The 14,100-nt window shown below is 70.0% G+C and carries 15 protein-coding genes; 7 read left to right on the top strand and 8 right to left on the bottom strand.

The genetic code is table 11. From position 1 onward, the window contains the following. The first annotated feature begins 84 nt into the window (after nucleotides 1–84). The 5 genes from ACO2RV_RS04860 (at nucleotide 85) to ACO2RV_RS04840 (ending at nucleotide 5,981) form a co-directional block, all read left to right on the top strand. Nucleotides 85–645: a sigma-70 family RNA polymerase sigma factor gene (locus ACO2RV_RS04860; RefSeq protein WP_423290390.1), complete on the top strand. Its 561-nt coding sequence runs from the start codon at nucleotides 85–87 to the stop codon at nucleotides 643–645. After that, complete coding sequence (locus ACO2RV_RS04855) at nucleotides 629–1,414, top strand: anti-sigma factor family protein (RefSeq protein ID WP_423290388.1); 786 nt, start codon at nucleotides 629–631, stop codon at nucleotides 1,412–1,414. The genes ACO2RV_RS04860 and ACO2RV_RS04855 overlap by 17 nt, the downstream gene beginning before the upstream one ends. Before the next feature lie 38 nt (nucleotides 1,415–1,452). Beyond that, nucleotides 1,453–2,175: a Bax inhibitor-1/YccA family protein gene (locus ACO2RV_RS04850; RefSeq protein WP_423290386.1), complete on the top strand. Its 723-nt coding sequence runs from the start codon at nucleotides 1,453–1,455 to the stop codon at nucleotides 2,173–2,175. A gap of 25 nt (nucleotides 2,176–2,200) precedes the next feature. After that, nucleotides 2,201–3,016: a DUF2076 domain-containing protein gene (locus tag ACO2RV_RS04845; RefSeq protein WP_423290384.1), complete on the top strand. Its 816-nt coding sequence runs from the start codon at nucleotides 2,201–2,203 to the stop codon at nucleotides 3,014–3,016. Nucleotides 3,017–3,230: 214 nt separating this feature from the next. Beyond that, complete coding sequence (locus ACO2RV_RS04840) at nucleotides 3,231–5,981, top strand: HAD-IC family P-type ATPase (RefSeq protein WP_423290382.1); 2,751 nt, start codon at nucleotides 3,231–3,233, stop codon at nucleotides 5,979–5,981. Nucleotides 5,982–5,987: 6 nt separating this feature from the next. Here ACO2RV_RS04840 and ACO2RV_RS04835 read toward each other — a convergent pair whose 3' ends face one another. From ACO2RV_RS04835 to ACO2RV_RS04800, 8 genes are all read right to left on the bottom strand, one after another. Further along, nucleotides 5,988–6,839: a C40 family peptidase gene (locus tag ACO2RV_RS04835; RefSeq protein WP_423290380.1), complete on the bottom strand. Its 852-nt coding sequence runs from the start codon at nucleotides 6,837–6,839 to the stop codon at nucleotides 5,988–5,990. Between the two features lie 25 nt (nucleotides 6,840–6,864). After that, nucleotides 6,865–7,215, bottom strand: coding sequence for a MarR family transcriptional regulator (locus ACO2RV_RS04830; RefSeq protein WP_423290378.1), 351 nt, complete (start codon nucleotides 7,213–7,215; stop codon nucleotides 6,865–6,867). A 104-nt stretch (nucleotides 7,216–7,319) separates the two neighbouring features. Further along, nucleotides 7,320–8,699 carry a leucyl aminopeptidase family protein gene (locus ACO2RV_RS04825; RefSeq protein ID WP_423290376.1) on the bottom strand — a complete coding sequence of 460 codons (1,380 nt, stop codon included), beginning with the start codon at nucleotides 8,697–8,699 and terminating at the stop codon, nucleotides 7,320–7,322. Between the two features lie 22 nt (nucleotides 8,700–8,721). Beyond that, nucleotides 8,722–9,312, bottom strand: a complete 591-nt coding sequence (locus ACO2RV_RS04820; RefSeq protein ID WP_423290374.1) for a histidine phosphatase family protein — start codon at nucleotides 9,310–9,312, stop codon at nucleotides 8,722–8,724. After that, on the bottom strand, nucleotides 9,309–9,950 hold the full coding sequence (locus tag ACO2RV_RS04815; protein WP_423290372.1) for a hypothetical protein: 642 nt from the start codon (nucleotides 9,948–9,950) through the stop codon (nucleotides 9,309–9,311). The genes ACO2RV_RS04820 and ACO2RV_RS04815 overlap by 4 nt, the downstream gene beginning before the upstream one ends. 46 nt (nucleotides 9,951–9,996) lie before the next feature. Further along, a complete protein-coding gene (gene fabI / locus ACO2RV_RS04810; RefSeq protein WP_423291038.1) occupies nucleotides 9,997–10,794 on the bottom strand; it encodes an enoyl-ACP reductase FabI in 798 nt (265 codons plus the stop codon). Between the two features lie 176 nt (nucleotides 10,795–10,970). Further along, nucleotides 10,971–11,939 carry a DnaJ C-terminal domain-containing protein gene (locus tag ACO2RV_RS04805; protein WP_423290370.1) on the bottom strand — a complete coding sequence of 323 codons (969 nt, stop codon included), beginning with the start codon at nucleotides 11,937–11,939 and terminating at the stop codon, nucleotides 10,971–10,973. A gap of 102 nt (nucleotides 11,940–12,041) precedes the next feature. After that, complete coding sequence (locus tag ACO2RV_RS04800) at nucleotides 12,042–12,470, bottom strand: RT0821/Lpp0805 family surface protein (RefSeq protein WP_423290368.1); 429 nt, start codon at nucleotides 12,468–12,470, stop codon at nucleotides 12,042–12,044. A 174-nt stretch (nucleotides 12,471–12,644) separates the two neighbouring features. On the opposite strand from ACO2RV_RS04800, the gene pdxH reads away from it, so the two are divergent. After that, a complete protein-coding gene (pdxH, locus tag ACO2RV_RS04795) occupies nucleotides 12,645–13,271 on the top strand; it encodes a pyridoxamine 5'-phosphate oxidase (protein ID WP_423290366.1) in 627 nt (208 codons plus the stop codon). A 63-nt stretch (nucleotides 13,272–13,334) separates the two neighbouring features. Further along, nucleotides 13,335–14,084 (top strand): SDR family NAD(P)-dependent oxidoreductase, encoded by a 750-nt coding sequence (locus ACO2RV_RS04790; protein ID WP_423290364.1) that lies wholly within the window; start codon nucleotides 13,335–13,337, stop codon nucleotides 14,082–14,084. The last annotated feature ends 16 nt before the right edge of the window (nucleotides 14,085–14,100 follow it).

Here is a 14,100-nt window from a genome sequence, read left to right as displayed (position 1 = left end):
GGCGCGCCGGCGTTCCCATCTGCAGGGAAGACGAAATTCATCGGCCGGCGGGAATAGGCGGGAGGGCGGCTCCGTATACGTGTCATGAAGCGTGAGACATCCACCTTCGACGTTCCGGCCCAGCTCGCGGCGATGCGGCGCTATGCCCGCTCGCTGACGCGCGACGACGCGGACGCCGAGGATCTCGTGCATGACGCGCTGCTGCGCGCCTATGAGCGCCGCGGCAGCTTCGACGCCGCGCGCGGCCCGGCCGGCAACGGCCTGCGCGGCTGGCTGCTGTCGATCCTGCACAATGTGTTCGTCGACGGCCGGCGCGCGCGCCGCTCGGAGCAGCGCCGCATCGCGCAGACGATGGAAACCGCCAGCGGCGCCCAGCCGCCGGCGCAGGAGCATCACGTCCGGCTGGCGCAGGTGCGCGAGGCCTTCATGAGCCTTCCCGAGGAGCAGCGCGCCGCGCTGCATCTCGTGACCATAGAGGGGCTCGGCTATGCCGAGGCCGCCGCCGCGCTCGGCATCCCGCAGGGCACGCTGATGTCGCGCCTGTCGCGTGCCCGCGCCGCGCTGCGCGCCATCGAGGATGGCGCCGCGCTCGCCGCTCCCACCCATCTGCGCATCGTAGGAGGTCAGGATGACCCGTCCCGTTGATCCGGTCTCCGATGCCGATCTACAGGCCTATGTCGACGACGAGCTTTCGGTGGCCCGCCGCATCGATGTCGAGGCCCATCTCAGCGCCCACCCCGTGGAAGCCTCGCGAGTGATGGCGGATTTGCGCATCCGTGACGAGTTGCGCCTCGCGCTCGCCGACGCACCGCGCCCGGCGGCGTCCGGGGCGGGGCTCGCCACCATGGAGGCGGCGCGGCGGCTGGAGGGCGGGCTGTCGCGCCAGAGCTGGCTGCGCCGGCTGCGCATCGCCGCCTCGGTGGCGCTGCTCCTCGGCGCCGGCTGGCTGGCGCACGGCCAGTTCGGCCCGCTCGGGGTCAGCCGCGTGGTCGCCTCCGACCTGCCGCCGGCCTATCTGGAAGAGGCCGTGCGCGCCCACCGCACCACGGCGCTGCGCGCCGGCATGAGCTCGCAGGCCGGCGCGCCGGCCTACGATCCGGCGGAAATCCGCGCCGCCACCGCCATCGTCATGCCGGCCTTGCCGGAGGACTGGCAGGTGAGCGACGTGCAGGTCTTCCCCTCGGCTTTCGGCCCCAGTGTCGAAATGTCGGTGAAGACGAAAGACTTCGGCGCGGTGTCGCTGTTCGCCGTCCGTCCCGGCAGCTTCGACGTGGTGCCGGCGACCACCGTGCCGACCGGCGATCTCAACGCAGCCTATTGGCAGGTCGGCGAGGTCGCCTATGCGCTGGTGGCAAAGGCCGAGAGCCGTGCGCTCGACCGCGCGGCGGCGCGGCTCGCACGCTCACTTTACTGACATCCGCTTTCGCTAGCTTCTTTTGACAGGAGACAGACATGAACACGCCGAACACCGGCTTCCAGTGGCAGACAGGCGCCCGCGGCGTCGACCGGGCCGTCTTCGACGAGGGCCTGCGCCGCCACATGCTGCGCGTCTACAACTACATGGCGATCGGCCTCGTGCTGACCGGCGCTGTGGCCTTCATCGTCGGCACCACGCCGGCGCTCTATGTGCCGATCTTCTCCAGCCCGCTGAAATGGGTGGTGATGCTGGCCCCGCTCGCCTTCGTGCTGTTCTTCTCGTTCCGCATCCAGTCGATGTCGGCGAGCGCGGCGCAGACCATGTTCTGGGCGTTCTGCGCGGTGATGGGCCTGTCCATGGCGTCCATCTTCCTGGTGTTCACCGGCACCTCGATCGCCCGCACCTTCTTCATCGCCGCCACCATGTTCGGCGCGACCAGCCTGTACGGCTACACGACGAAGCGCGACCTCTCGCAGTTCGGCTCGTTCCTGATCATGGGCCTGATCGGCGTGGTGATCGCCAGCCTGGTGAACATCTTCCTCGGCTCGACCATGCTGCAGTTCATCGTCTCGGTGGTCGGCATCCTGGTCTTCGTCGGCCTGACCGCCTGGGACACGCAGAGCATCAAGGAGCAGTACGCCGAGAATTTTGATGCGGAATCGCAACAGAAGCTCGCTGTTTTCGGCGCCTTCTCTCTCTATCTGAACTTCGTGAACATCTTCCAGCTGCTGCTCAACTTCACCGGCGAGCGGGAGTGACGTTCCCGAACGGAGGGATCCCGACATGAACGACCAGGACCGTCAGGCCATTGATGGCCTCTTCGCCAAGCTCGACGAGGTGGAGCGCCGTACCGGTCCGCGCGATGCGCAGGCGGAAGGCTACATCGCCCAGTGCATCGCCCGGCAGCCGGCCGCGCCCTACCTGATGGCGCAGACCATCGTGATGCAGGACTACGCGCTGCAGCAGGCGCAGGCCCGCATCGAGGAACTGGAGCGGCAGGCGCAGGAAGCGGCGTCGCAGGACGCGCAGCCGGCCGCCCAGCCCGCGGCGTCCGGCGGTCTGTTCGGCAGCCTGTTCGGCTCCGGCCAGCCCCCGGTGCGCCGTGGCCCGGTGCCGTCGGTGCCGCGTAGCGGCGGCTCCTTCGGCAGCGGGGCGCCCGAGGGCAACTCCGCCATCCCGGCGGGCACGTCCCCGGCCTGGCAATCGGGTGGCCAGTCCGCCCCGCAAGCGGGTTTCCCGCCGCAGGGCCAGCCCGGCGCCTTCGGCCAGCCCGGCGGCCGTCCCGGCTTCGGTGGCGGTGGCTTCGGCGGTGGCGGTTTCGGCGGTGGCGGTTTTCTTGCCGGCGCGGCGCAGACTGCGCTCGGCGTCGCCGGCGGCGTGATGCTCGGCAATGCGCTGGCCGGCATGTTCGGCGGCAGCGAGGCCAAGGCGGCGGAAGCGCCGACGGAAGCTCCGGCGGCTGCCCCGGCCGAGCCGCCTGCCGAGCCGGCGCAAGATTATGACAACGCGAACGATCCCGGTGCCGACGACATCTCCGGCGCGGACGGGGGCGGCTGGTTCGACGGCGGCGGGTGGTTCGGCGGCGACGACAGCATCTGATCGCGCATCCCGTCTCGAGCGGGGCACTCCCTCAATCAACGCCCCGCTCGAGCAACTCAAGGGTCGGCCATTGGCCGGCCCTTTTTCCTTCCGAAGGCCGGCCGCAAGTCCTTGATGGGGTTGCGTAAGGGAAACTCCGGTTGGTCGTTCGACCGCGTGCCGCTAGCGTGCCGGTATCCCGCCGGTCGTCACGCAAAGAGAGCGCCCCTGAACGATGACAGACGCCGCCGTCCCGCCGCCCGGCACCTCCCCCGCTCCCCGGAACCCGCTGCCGCGGTTCGACTGGCACGCTCTGCCCCATGAGGAGGTCGCCGGCCATCTCGGCGCCTCGCCGCAGGGATTGACCGCCGAGGAAGCCGGCGCGCGGCTGAAGCTGCACGGGCCGAATGCCCTGCCGGAAGCGCCGGGCCGGCATCCGCTGCTGCGCTTCCTCAGCCAGTTCAACAACGCGCTGATCTATTTCCTGCTCGCCGGGGCGCTCGCCGCGCTGCTGCTCGGCCATCACGTCGATGCCGGCGTCATCCTCGCCGTGGTGCTGGCCAACGCCGTGGTCGGCTTCGTGCAGGAGGGCAAGGCGGAGGAGGCGCTGCGGGCCATCCGCAGCATGATTTCGCCGCACGCCAGCGCCATTCGCGGCAATGAGCGGGTCAGCATCGCCGCGCATGAGCTGGTGCCGGGCGACATCGTCATCCTGGAGGCGGGCGACCGCGTGCCCGCCGATACGCGGCTGCTGCGCGCGCGCGGCATGCTGATCGACGAATCGATCCTCACCGGCGAATCGGTCGCTGCTTCCAAGCATGAGCGGCCCGCCGCCGCCGATGCTCCGCTGGGCGACCGTCATTCCATGGCGTTCTCCGGCACCACCGTGGCGGCCGGGCAGGGCGCGGGAATCGTCGTCTCCACCGGCATGCACACCGAGATCGGCCGCATCGGCAAGCTGATCGCCGAGGTCGAGCCGCTGGCGACGCCGCTGCTGCGGCAGATCGACGATTTCGCCCGCCGCTTCACCTGGGTCGTGCTGGCGGCGGCGGCGGTCATCTTCCTGTTCGCCGTGGTGGCGCGCGGCTATGGCTGGACCGAGGCGCTGATGGCGGTGGTGGCGCTGGCGGTCGGCGTGGTGCCGGAGGGCCTGCCGGCGGTCATCACCATTACGCTGGCCATCGGCGTGCGGCGCATGGCGCGGCGCAATGCCGTCATCCGCCGCCTGCCGGCGGTGGAGACACTGGGCGCGACCTCGGTCATCTGCTCCGACAAGACCGGCACGCTGACCCGCAACGAGATGACCGCCCGCCGGCTGTTCCTGCCGGCGCTGCATTCGCCCTTCGCCGAGATCGACGTGCGGGGCGCGGGCTACGACCCGGAGGGCGACCTCGACTGGAAGCTGCCGGGCGACCCGAACGTGGCCGCGGACGATCTGCTGCGCTGCGGGCTGCTGTGCAACGACGCGCATCTGCGCCAGGTCGAGGGCCAGTGGCGCAGCGAGGGCGACCCGATGGAGGGAGCGCTGGTGGCGCTGGCGCTAAAGGCCGGCCTCGCGCCGGCCAGCGAGCGCGGCAGCTGGACGCGGCGCGACGAGATTCCCTTCGATGCCGCCCATCGTTTCATGGCGGTGCTGGCGGAGGGGCCGGGCGGGGAGACCTTCGCCTTCGTGAAGGGAGCGCCCGAGGCAGTGCTCGCCATGTGCAGCCCCGAGAGCGGCGGCCTTCCGTGCTGGGCGCCGGCCATCGAGGCGGCGGCCGGCGAGGGCGAGCGCGTGCTGGGCTTTGCGATGCGGCGCTTCGATACGCCGCCCGGCCGGCTCGACGTCGAGACGCTGGAAGGCGGGCCGGACTTTTCCGGCCTCGATTTCCTCGGCCTCGTCGGCTTCATCGATCCGCCGCGCCCGGAGGCGGTGGTCGCGGTCGCCGAGTGCCGCACCGCCGGCATCGGCGTGAAGATGATCACCGGCGATCACGGCGCCACCGCGCAGGCCATCGCCCGCCAGCTCGGCATCGCCGAGAACCCGGCGGTGGTCACGGGCGCGCAGGTGGATGCCGTCTCCGACGAAGATCTGGTCACCATGGCCCGCGACACGGCGGTGTTCGCCCGCACCAGCCCGGAGAACAAGCTGCGCATCGTGCGCGCGCTGCAATCGACCGGCGCGGTGGTGGCGATGACCGGCGACGGGGTGAACGACGCCCCCTCGCTGCGGCAGGCGGATGTGGGCATCGCCATGGGCCGCAAGGGCACGGAAGCCGCCAAGCAGGCCGCCGAGGTGGTGCTGCTCGACGACAATTTCGCCTCCATCGTCGCGGCGGTGAAGGAGGGGCGCACCGTCTACGACAATATCTGCAAGATGATCGCCTGGACGCTGCCGACCAATGGCGGCGAGGTGCTGGCGGTGATCGGGGCGATCCTGTTCGGCGTCACCATGCCGATGTCGGCGACGCAGATCCTCTGGATCAATCTCGCGACGAGCATCACGCTCGGCCTGGCGCTGGCCTTCGAGCCGACCGAGCCCGGCATCATGGCGCGTCCGCCGCGCCCGCCGCAGGCCGGGCTGTTGACCCGTTTCATGCTCTGGCGCGTGATCCTCGTTTCGCTACTGTTCACCCTCGCCGTATTCGCCATGTACGCGCTGTCGATCGGGCGCGGGCAAAGCGAGGCGATGGCGCGCACCATCGTGGTGAACACCATCGTGGTGATGGAGATCTTCTATCTGTTCAATGTGCGCTTCCTGCACGCGCCCTCGCTCACCTGGCGCGGCGTGCTGGGGACGAAGGCGGTGCTGGTGGCACTGGCTGCGGTCATCGTCGGGCAGTTCGCCTTCACCTATCTGCCGGTGATGCAGGCGATCTTCGACACGCGCGCCGTCGCCCTGCTCGACGGGGTGATGATCGTCGGCGTCGGCGCCCTGCTCATGGTGGTGCTGGAAGCCGAGAAGGCGCTGCTGCGCCGGCTCGGCCTGTTCGCCGACGAGATGTGAGCGAGATTAAAGCCGCCGGACGCTGCGCACCGGGGCGCTCGCCGCCTCGATGCGCTTGAGCGCGGCGGCCAGCGGTTCGCGCACCACGCTCATATAGGCGGCGGTGGCGTGCAGCAGCGTGTCGCGATCCTCGACAATGCCGACATGGCCGGGCCAGAAGATGAGATCGCCGCGCCGGAGCACGGAAAGGTCGCCGTCGAACGCGACCGGCGCGCCGAGCGCGTGCTCCTGCATGTCGCTGTCGCGCGGGGCTTTGAGGCCGGCGGCAGCGAGCGCGACCTGCACGAGACCGGAACAGTCCAGCCCGAGGCTGGAGCGCCCGCCCCAGAGATAGGCGGCGCCGAGGAAATGGGCGGCGACCGCGACGAAATCCGGCTCGACGCTGTCGAGCGGCGCCAGATGGTTGCCGAAGATGAAGCCGCCTTCCTGCGTTACCGCGAAGCGCTCGCGCATCTCGACGATGGCGACGCGCGCGCCGAAGGACAGCAATTCGAGCGGCGGCAGCTTGATCGACGGGCCGGGGAACACCGGGGTGCGCAGCGCGCTCACCTTGTGGGTTGCCGGCAGGCCGAGTGCCCCGAGCGCCTCCGCCGGCAGCCAGCCGACATAGCCGTCGGCGTCGAGCTGGCCCCAGGCCCAGCCTTCTTCGGTGGTCTCGTAGACCGTCACCGTCTCGCCGAACAGCGCCTCGGTGGTGAGCGAAGCCTCGGGCGAGGGCTCCTTGCGCACCGGCGCCGAGGTGGCGATGACGCGCCGCGCCTGACCCTCGACGAAGCGGGACGCCTCGACGATGCCGCGCAGATGCAGGGCGGCGAGGTCCGGCCGGGCCGGGGTGAGGCGGGGGTCGTGCAGGGTCACGTTCGAACTCGCAGGCAACGGTGAATCAGCGCGGCAGGTTGCGGGCGACCGCCACCGCCTGGTCGCCCAGTGTCTCCAGATATAGCGCACCTTCGACCGTACGCTGAATGATCACGTTGCGCTTGTCCGCCTCGTCGCGCCGGCGCGAGACCAGCCCGAGCGCGCCCATCGTGTCGAGCGCGCGGGTGATCACCGGCTTGGTGACGCCGAGCCGCGCGGCGAGGCCGCGCACGGTGTGCGGCGGAGCTTCGAGATAGACGCTGAGCAGGATGGCGAGCTGGCGCGGCGAGAGATCGGGGGCGTCGTCGCGCACCTGCGCGAGCGACAGCTCGTGCAGCAGGCGCAGCGCCTGTGAGGGGCGCAATTCGACCGCCATGGTCCGCTCTCCGGCTCCAATCCGCAGCGCTTGCGGCATTTGCCGCAATCGTTACGGCTGCGGATTGTTCACCGGAATATGGGGTTTGTCGCCCCAACAATTCATTAATGCCGGTAACGCTCCGTCAGCAGGGCATCGATGGCGCGGATGGTCTGGGCTTCGCCGCCTTCCGGACGACCGGGGCGCGAGGACGGGTTCCAGGCATAGATGTCGAGATGCAGCCAGCTCGCCGCCCGCTCGACGAAGCGTTCGAGGAACAGCGCGGCGGTGATGGAGCCGGCAAAGCCGCCGCCGGGCGCGTTGTTGAGATCGGCGATCGGGCTGTCCAGCATGGAGGCATAGGGCTTCCACAGCGGCAGGCGCCAGAGCGGATCGGCCTCAATGCTGGCAAAGCGCGCGAGGTCGGCGGCCAGCGTCTCGTCGTCGGTATAGGCCGGCGGCAGTTGCGGGCCGAGCGCGACGCGCGCCGCCCCGGTCAGCGTGGCGAAGTCGATCAGCAGCTCGGGCGCTTCCTCGTCGGCGAGGGTGAGCGCATCGGCGAGAATGAGTCGGCCCTCGGCATCGGTATTGCCGATCTCGACGGACAGGCCCTTGCGCGAGGGGAAGATGTCGCCGGGGCGGAAGGCGGTGCCGTCGATGGAGTTCTCCACCGCCGGGATGATGAGGCGCAGCCGCAGCTTGAGGCCGCGCGCCATGATCATCTGCGCCAGGCCGATGGCGTGCGCCGCCCCGCCCATGTCCTTCTTCATCAGCAGCATGCCGCTCGGCGGCTTGATGTCGAGCCCGCCGGTGTCGAAGGCGACGCCCTTGCCGACCAGCGTCACCTTGGGCGCGTCCGGATCGCCCCAGGAAAGGTCGATGAGGCGCGGCGCCCGCGCGCTGGCGCGCCCGACGGCATGTATCAGCGGGAAATTCGCCGCCAGCAGGTCGTCGCCAGTGGTCACGGTGATGTCGGCGCCGAAGCGCGCGGCGAGGGCCCGCGCCTGCGCCTCGATCTCGGCCGGGCCGAAATCATTGGCCGGCGTGTTGACGAGGTCGCGGACGAGCGTGACCGCCTCCGCCGTACGCTCGATCTCCGCGCGGTCGACGCCGTCCGGCACCACGAGCCGCAGATCGCGGAGGTTGCGTTTGCGGTAGCGGGTGAAGCGGTAGGCGCCGAGCAGGAAGCCGAGCGCGGCGAGGCGTGGATTGGCCGGCGCGCGGGCGAGGTGATAGTCGCCGGAGGGCAGCGCGGTCGCCAGCTTGCCGAAGGACAGCGGGTCGCGCGGGGCCTCCTCGCAGCCGAACAGCACCCCGGCGATGGCGCCGTCCGCCGAAGGCAGCACCAGCAGGGAGCCCGCCTCGGCCTTGAAGCCGCTCGCCTCGGCGAAAGCGAGGGCCGGCGCGGGCAGCTCGGAAGCCACGTCGCGCCAGTTCTGCGCGGTGACGCACCAGATGGGGCGGGAATTGGCGGCCTCGTCGGCCCGGATCAGTTGAGCGCCCATCACAACACCTCTTTGGGGATCTTCACGCCATGGCGAGTTCGAAGGCGCCGTCCTCGATGAGATAGACGGCGCCCTGCCGCACCGGCAGGTCCACCGCCTGCTGCGGCGGCATGCCGGCGAGCGCGTGCAGCATGGCGCGCACCACGCCGCCATGGGTGACGACCACCGAATCCTCGCTGAGATCGCCGATGGCCGGCATCACCCGCTCGGACAGCATGGCGTAGCTCTCCCCGCCGGGCGGCACATAGTTCCACGGGTCGGCCCGGCGCGCGGCGAGCGCGTTCGGATCGCGCCGGCGCAGTTCCTTCCAGGAAAAGCCTTCCCAGCGCCCGAAGGCGAGTTCCATGAAGCGCGGGTCGCGGTGGAACGCATCCGGCGGCAGGCCGAGCTCGGCGCGCAGGATCGCCATGGTCTGCGACGTGCGCGACAGCGGGCTGGCGACATAATGCAGCCCCGCACTGCCACCGCTCAACCGCTCGACCACGCGCGCGGCCTTCGCCGCCTGTTCGCGTCCGAGGTCGTTGAGGGGAATGTCGTGGTGCCCCTGCAGGCGCCCGGCGAGATTCCAGTCGGTCTCGCCGTGCCGGATGACGAAGATGCGGCGCTTCTTCATTTCGACGGCAGGGCGACCGTATGCGTGTAGCTGGTGCCGCCATTGCGGCCGACGCGCGGCCAGATCACGCGGAGCGTCACGCTGCCGCCGCCGCGCGGGGCGCGTCCCGCCAGCACGAGGCGGGTGCCGCGCACGACACGGCCGCGGCAATAGGACGAGCCGGCGTCGTTGCCGGTGGCGACGAACTGGCCGTAATCGGTGGTGAGCTTCACGCCCGGCGGGGCGCTGAGGACGCGGATGGTCGGCGCGTCGGCCGCCTGGCACAGCGTATCGGCCATGCCGGCGGCGAAGACCACGGAGCCCGCGCCGCCGCCGGTCAGCAGCGCGAGGCGCTGGTAGCTGTTGCTGTTGGAGACCGGCGAAGTGTAGCCGGGGAAGAACAGGCCGCCCGAGCCGAAGATGCGGTCCCAGAACGGGTATTGCTGGAAGGTCGGCGGGGTGCCGCTGTCCTGGTCCGGTGAGCCGGGCGTGGCCCAGCTCGGCAGCCCGGAGCCCGGCGGCGGCCGGACGGTGATGCTCGACTGCGCCTCGGCCGGGACGATGGCCGCCCCACTGCCGAGAAGAAGCATCGCTGCCGCCATCGCCGCGCGGGCGGTGTTCCGCGCCATGCCGCGCTTGCCGCCGGAAGCCTTGATCATTGCCTGTCTCCTGCTCGTCAGCCTCCGCGCCGGTGGGCGTGGACGGCTAGTCGCGCTCCAGCGTGAGGTCGGGCGCTTCGGGGTTCTTCATGCCGACGACATGATAGCCGGCGTCGACATGATGGATTTCGCCGGTCACGCCGCGTCCGAGGTCGGACAACAGGTACATGCCGGTGCCGCCCACCTCGTCGATGGTGACGGTGCGGCGCAGCGGCGCGTTCAGCTCGTTCCACTTCAGGATGTAGCGGAAATCGCCGATGCCGGAGGCGGCCAGCGTCTTGATCGGGCCGGCGGAGATGGCGTTGACGCGGATGTTCTTCGGGCCGAGGTCGGCGGCGAGATAGCGCACGCTCGCCTCCAGCGCCGCCTTGGCGACGCCCATGACGTTGTAGTGCGGCATCCACTTCTCGGCGCCGTAATAGGTCAGCGTCAGCATGGAGCCGCCTTCCGTCATCAGCTTCTCGGCGCGCTGGGCGACGGCGGTGAAGCTGTAGCAGGAGATCAGCATGGTCTTGCTGAAATTGTCCGCCGTGGTGTCGACATAGCGCCCGTCCAGCTCGTTCTTGTCCGAGAAGGCGATGGCGTGGACGAGGAAATCCAGCCCGCCGAGCTGGCGCTGGGTCTCGGCGAAGACCGCGTCGATGGTGGCGGGATCGGTCACGTCGCAATGGCCGACGATCGCGGCGTCAAGCTCGGCCGCCAGCGGCTCGACGCGCTTGCGCAGCGGCTCGCCCTGATAGGTGAAGGCGAGCTTCGCGCCATGTGCATGGCAGGCCTTGGCGATGCCCCAGGCAATGGAGCGGTTGTTCGCCACCCCCATCACCAGGCCGCGCTTGCCGCTCATCAATCCTGCCGATGGGATGCCGCCCGATGCCATGCCGTTCACGCCGTGCTCCAAAACTCTCGTTCCACCTTGCGGTGGCTATGGGTTCCTATCGCACAGCGGCAAGACCCGCTCAAGCGACCCGCTCAAGCGAGGGCTCGGGAACCTGCGGCGCGGTGCCGGACGACCGTTCCGCCTCAGCCCTTGGGCTCGAGGTGGCGGCGCATCAGCTCCTCGAGTTCGGGATCGTGCGATTCGGGCAGCACGATCCGCACGGTCGCGAGCAGGTCGCCGGCGGCGCCGTCGGCCTTCGGTAGCCCCTTGCCGCGCAGGCGGAAGGTGCGGCCAGAATTGGTCCAGGCCGGCACGGAGAGCTCGACCTCGCCCTTCAGCGTGGGCACCCGCAGCTTGCCGCCCAGCACCGCCTGGGCGAGCGGCAGCGACACGTCGGCCTTGAGGTCCGCGCCGTCCACCTTGAACAGCGGATGCTGCTTGTACGCGACGACGACATAGGCGTCGCCCGGCGCGCCGCCGAACGGGCTCGGCTCGCCCTGGCCCTTGAGGCGCATGCGGTGGCCTTCCGCGACATGGGCGGGAATCTTGATCTCGACCGCCCGGCCGTTCGGCAGGTGCACCTTCACCGGGCCGCCCTCGACCACGCGCTCCAGTGGCACCGGTACGCTGATCTCGATGTCGCCGCCGCGCGGCGTCTCGCCGCGACCGGCGCCGCCGGCGCGTGCGCGTCCACGTCCGCCCAGACCGCCGAGTATGTCGGCGATCACGTCGTCGAAGCCGCCGGCGTCATGCGGGCCGTGGCCGGAGCGGCGCGCCCCTTCCGGCCCGAAGGAGAAGCTCTCGAAGATGGATTCGTCCTGCGGGCCCTGGCGGAAGCCGCCGCGCCGAAAGCCGCCGGGGCCGCCGGGATAGCCTTCGAAGCCGCGCGGCTTGCCTTCGGCATCGATTTCGCCGCGGTCGAACTGGCCGCGCTTCTCGGGGTCCGAGAGCAGCTCGTTGGCGGAGTTCAGCTCGGCGAATCGGTCCTGCGCCTTCGGATCGTCCTTGTTGGCGTCCGGGTGCAGTTTCTTGGCGAGCTTGCGGAAAGCCCGCTTGATGTCGGCCTGGTCGGCGGTTTTGGCAACGCCGAGGATTTCATAGGGATCGCGCATGGATGATCGTCTCGTCCGGCGGTTCCGGGGCAAAGCCCATGTAGGCACGGTGTTGCCGCGATGCAACGGTGCGTGGCGCGCGAAAGCCGCGGCGATCCGTCCTCAGCTGCGTTCGAGCAGGCGGGCCTCGTCGACCTGCCAGCTGCCGCGCGCGGTACGGCAGGCCGAGCCCTGCAGCCAGTCGGCGTTCTCGCTGTCATTGGCGTGGATGAAGGTGACCATGAAATCGCGGCAGGTGCCATCCTGCGTGCTGCGGCTCTCGCCGATGGGCGTCACCATGCCGCTGGACTGCCGGGCCGGGTTCGACCAGGGAACGCTCGGGGCGGCCTGCGTGTCGCGCAGGGCGGTGGCGAGCGCCTGCCGCGCGGCGACCCAGTCGTCCGGCGCGACGCCGGCCGGGGGTGTACGCTCGGTATAGGCGACCGGCTGCACGATCGAGCCGGTCGTCACCGGATCGATGCCGGAGGCACTGAGCGAAGGCGGCAGCGAGCAGCCGCCGGTCGCGGCGCCGATCGCGACGAAGGTCAGCACTGAACCGACTGTGCGGATGGACGTGAGGCGCTTATATGGAGCGTCGGCATGTCCGGGGACCGACCCCTTCGGGAGTTGTCCCTTGTCCTGCCCTGTCGTCATGTACCGCCCGTGGAAACCTGTCTGGAGAACCGGGGCCCGTCCCCGGTTTGTCCAGCCGTCGAAGATGCCGCTATGGAAGCCTCAGAAGCGTTAACATCCGGTGATTTCACCGCCGCTGCCGAACCATTTCGCCTTTTCGAGGAATGGTTTGCCGAGGCGAAGGCAAGCGAGCCCAACGATCCCAACGCCATGGCGCTCGCCACCGTCGATGCCGACGGGCTGCCGGATGTGCGCATGGTGCTGCTGAACCAGCGCGACGAGCGCGGCTTCGTGTTCTTCACCAATACTGGCAGCGCCAAGGGGCGCGAACTGGCGGCGGTGGCGAAGGCGGCCGTGGTGTTCCACTGGAAGTCGCTGCGCCGGCAGGTCCGCGTGCGCGGGCCGGTCGAGACGGTGAGCGATGCCGAGGCGGACGCCTATTTCGCCACCCGCCCGCGCCTGTCGCAGATCGGCGCCTGGGCGAGCCAGCAGTCGCGCCCGCTGGAGGGCCGCTTCGCGCTGGAGGCGGCGGTGGCCAAGGTCACGGCGCAATACGGGCTCAGCCAGGTGCCGCGTCCCTCGCACTGGACCGGCTACCGCATCCGGCCGGTGCAGATCGAGTTCTGGCATGACCGCCCGTTCCGCCTGCACGATCGCATCGTGTTCCGGCGCGACACGCCGGAGGCGGGCGACTGGGGCAAGACGCGGCTTTATCCCTGACGTCCGGCCTCCCGCTTCACAGATTTCCTGACATGGCGCCAACCCCGAGCTAAGACAGCATCCATGACCAAGGGTTCCAATCAGCCTCGCCGCACCATGCTGCTCACCGGCGCCTCGCGCGGGATCGGCCACGCCACCGTCAAGCGGTTCTCCGCCGCGGGATGGCGCGTGATCACCTGCTCGCGCCACGCCTTCCCGGAGAATTGTCCGTGGGAGATGGGGCCGGAAGACCATATCCAGGTCGATCTTGCCGATCCCGCCGATACGATGCGGGCGGTGGAGGAGATCAAGAACCGGCTGCCGGACGGGGAGCTGCACGCCCTCGTCAACAATGCCGGCATCTCGCCCAAGGGCGAGGGTGGCGCGCGGCTGAGCACGCTCAACACCCCGCAGGAGGCCTGGCACAAGGTCTTCCAGGTGAATTTCTTCGCGCCGATCCTTTTGGCGCGCGGCCTCCTGGAGGAGCTCAAGCGCACCCATGGCGCGGTGGTGAACGTCACTTCCATCGCCGGCTCGCGGGTGCATCCCTTCGCCGGAGCGGCCTATGCCACCTCCAAGGCGGCGCTGGCGGGCCTCACCCGCGAGATGGCGGCCGATTTCGGCCGCGTCGGCGTGCGCGTGAACGCCATCGCGCCGGGCGAGATCGACACCTCGATCCTGTCGCCGGGCACCGAGAAGATCGTCGAGCAGATCCCGATGCAGCGCCTCGGCACGCCCGACGAGGTGGCGAAGATCATCTATGTGCTGTGCACCGACACCTCGTCCTATCTGAACGGGGCGGAAATCCACATCAATGGCGGCCAGCACGTCTGACGGGATGGCCGGGGCA

This window comes from Ancylobacter sp. VNQ12, assembly GCF_049445835.1.
Taxonomy (GTDB): domain Bacteria; phylum Pseudomonadota; class Alphaproteobacteria; order Rhizobiales; family Xanthobacteraceae; genus Ancylobacter.
The sequence above is the reverse complement of the archived record's forward strand: the minus strand, read 5'-3'. Positions and strand labels throughout refer to the sequence as shown.

What these genes read in the sequence shown, in the direction of transcription:
- ACO2RV_RS04850 (WP_423290386.1), top strand. Translation starts at nt 1,453, where the DNA reads ATGAACACGCCGAACACCGGCTTCCAGTGGCAGACAGGCGCCCGCGGC.
- ACO2RV_RS04805 (WP_423290370.1), bottom strand. Translation starts at nt 11,939, where the DNA reads ATGCGCGATCCCTATGAAATCCTCGGCGTTGCCAAAACCGCCGACCAG.
- ACO2RV_RS04790 (WP_423290364.1), top strand. Translation starts at nt 13,335, where the DNA reads ATGACCAAGGGTTCCAATCAGCCTCGCCGCACCATGCTGCTCACCGGC.
- ACO2RV_RS04840 (WP_423290382.1), top strand. Translation starts at nt 3,231, where the DNA reads ATGACAGACGCCGCCGTCCCGCCGCCCGGCACCTCCCCCGCTCCCCGG.
- ACO2RV_RS04830 (WP_423290378.1), bottom strand. Translation starts at nt 7,215, where the DNA reads ATGGCGGTCGAATTGCGCCCCTCACAGGCGCTGCGCCTGCTGCACGAG.
- pdxH (WP_423290366.1), top strand. Translation starts at nt 12,645, where the DNA reads ATGGAAGCCTCAGAAGCGTTAACATCCGGTGATTTCACCGCCGCTGCC.
- ACO2RV_RS04845 (WP_423290384.1), top strand. Translation starts at nt 2,201, where the DNA reads ATGAACGACCAGGACCGTCAGGCCATTGATGGCCTCTTCGCCAAGCTC.
- fabI (WP_423291038.1), bottom strand. Translation starts at nt 10,794, where the DNA reads ATGAGCGGCAAGCGCGGCCTGGTGATGGGGGTGGCGAACAACCGCTCC.
- ACO2RV_RS04815 (WP_423290372.1), bottom strand. Translation starts at nt 9,950, where the DNA reads ATGATCAAGGCTTCCGGCGGCAAGCGCGGCATGGCGCGGAACACCGCC.
- ACO2RV_RS04855 (WP_423290388.1), top strand. Translation starts at nt 629, where the DNA reads ATGACCCGTCCCGTTGATCCGGTCTCCGATGCCGATCTACAGGCCTAT.
- ACO2RV_RS04825 (WP_423290376.1), bottom strand. Translation starts at nt 8,699, where the DNA reads ATGGGCGCTCAACTGATCCGGGCCGACGAGGCCGCCAATTCCCGCCCC.
- ACO2RV_RS04820 (WP_423290374.1), bottom strand. Translation starts at nt 9,312, where the DNA reads ATGAAGAAGCGCCGCATCTTCGTCATCCGGCACGGCGAGACCGACTGG.
- ACO2RV_RS04860 (WP_423290390.1), top strand. Translation starts at nt 85, where the DNA reads ATGAAGCGTGAGACATCCACCTTCGACGTTCCGGCCCAGCTCGCGGCG.